The organism is Helicobacter didelphidarum (assembly GCF_003364195.1).
Classification (GTDB): Bacteria; Campylobacterota; Campylobacteria; order Campylobacterales; family Helicobacteraceae; genus Helicobacter_A; species Helicobacter_A didelphidarum.
In genome coordinates this window covers 1-1,960 of record NZ_NXLQ01000102.1, presented here as the reverse complement: position 1 = coordinate 1,960, position 1,960 = coordinate 1, and the positions used below count along the sequence as shown (strand labels likewise).

At 32.7% G+C, this 1,960-nt stretch carries 4 protein-coding genes; all 4 read left to right on the top strand.

What is annotated here, in order from left to right:
• The first annotated feature begins 66 nt into the window (after positions 1–66).
• Positions 67–468 carry a hypothetical protein gene (locus CQA53_RS11075; RefSeq protein ID WP_147290050.1) on the top strand — a complete coding sequence of 134 codons (402 nt, stop codon included), beginning with the start codon at positions 67–69 and terminating at the stop codon, positions 466–468.
• A 2-nt stretch (positions 469–470) separates the two neighbouring features.
• Positions 471–1,301: a T6SS effector amidase Tae4 family protein gene (locus CQA53_RS11070; protein ID WP_245945908.1), complete on the top strand. Its 831-nt coding sequence runs from the start codon at positions 471–473 to the stop codon at positions 1,299–1,301.
• 20 nt (positions 1,302–1,321) lie between these two features.
• Positions 1,322–1,786 carry a hypothetical protein gene (locus CQA53_RS11065; protein WP_115543980.1) on the top strand — a complete coding sequence of 155 codons (465 nt, stop codon included), beginning with the start codon at positions 1,322–1,324 and terminating at the stop codon, positions 1,784–1,786.
• Between the two features lie 43 nt (positions 1,787–1,829).
• Positions 1,830–1,960: T6SS effector amidase Tae4 family protein (locus CQA53_RS11060; protein ID WP_220272093.1), on the top strand; the 131-nt coding region annotated here is incomplete at its 3' end.

Sequence of the window (1,960 nt, the reverse complement as noted above, 5' to 3'; positions counted from 1 at the left end):
GATTCCCTCTTATGTTAAATGGAGAAGCTAAGGCAAAAGATGTATTTGAGATAGATGAGAATCCAAGTGAAAACAGGAGATAATGAAGATTCTAATCAAGATTCTAGTGATAAAATAGAATCTCAAAGTAACTCTCATCAAACAAAGAGTGAAAGGGGATTAAAAGATTCTACTGCTCATTCTAATGATACGGACGAGACAAGCAAAGATTCCAACAATACCAGCAAACAAATCCTTGATATATATTTTAGCTATGGAGGGGATTGTAAAAGGATAAAAAATAATTCCAAATGTCAAGATGATTTGAATTTACATATCATCACCAAAGATTATGAAGATGGGGAATATGTAGAAATAAATGCAAGCATTAATGGTAACACTAAAAGTTTAAAGGGCAGAGTTAAGGATAATGAAGTGATCTTTATGAATGCTCTAAAAGACATACCACATATTAATACAAAGGAATAGATGTGGGTTGCAAGATTAAAATAGACAGCATAGAAAAGAATTTAGAAATAGATCGACCAAGCTATAAGTTTTTTAAAGAAGCGTATGATAAAATAAATACTGCTAATCCAAATGATGAGAATTTACAAGAAGTATTTAGACAAGGTATATTGAAGGAAGCAAAATACAGGGGTAACATTCCTCAAACTAAGGCAGATGAAGTAGCTAACATAGAGTCAAAAAAGATAGATTACATCTCTGCAAGATTTGCTATGGCTGGAGGAACGCCATTATTGGAGCGTATTAGATATTTAAAATTTTTTGGGAAAAGTCCAAATTATCAAAATTATGAAAATACTTGTGCCTTGCAAGTAAGTTATGCTTTTAATTATGGAGGTATGCCTATAAAAAATCTATGTTCTATTCCTAGCGGAGCATTGCAAGGAGATAATGAGCATAAATACTGCACAGGTGTTCCAAAGATTAAAGAATTATTATTAAATAATTGGAAAAGGGTAGAACCATATTCATTAAAAAACAATAAAGACTTCTATAAAGAGTTTTGCACTGTGAAGGAACTTAGCCAAATATTACGCAAAAATCAGGAAACGATAACAATACTTAATCAAAAACGAGTGCAAGAATTGAAAAAAGAAAATAAGCAATTTTTTAGCACTTTGCAAAATTTACACCAAAATGGCATCATCACAATGGATATTGATGGTTGGAGAGATGCAGGGGGACATACGACATTTTGGGATAAGGAGATGGGAGGATTTTTAGATGAGACGAATTATCTAAATGATGAAAGACAATGGGTTTTTGTCCGCGAACTCTGCTTTTGGAAAATTTGATTACATTGTAAGGAGATGATATGAAAAAGATTCTAGTATTAATTATTTTAGGATTGAGTGTATATGCAGATGGCGAGGAATATGCAAGTAAAACTTGTAAAGAAATGGTATTCTTGAAGTCAGAAACACCCCCATTAACAAACAATGAAGTTATACTCAAACTCAAAAGGTTTGGAGTATCCTATTTATTGGGATTAGATACATCAAGGGTATATCGAGAAAATGGAGTGCATGATCAATTCTTTTGGCATACAGAAGCATTATGTCACCGGATGCCTAGACTTGATGATGCCCTAGATGAACTAAAAAGCTCTATTAGAAAGCTAAGAGATGAAAAGGCAAAACAATATCAACCTAATTTGATACGTGAAATTGGCAGTATATCTGTATGGAATGTTGATAAAGCATTGCATTTTTATGATTTACCAGAATACCAAGCCGAAGTCGAACGCATAGTGAAAAAGTATTGCAAGGAATGTAAGTAAAATAGAGTGAGCTAAAAGAAAAAATAAGCAATTTTGTAGCACTTTGCAAAATTTACACCAAAATGGCATCATCACAATGGATATTGATGGTTGGAGAGATGCAGGTGGTCATACGACTTTATGGAATGGAGCTATAAAGCAGTTTGAAGATTCTATACTCAATCAAACAAATTA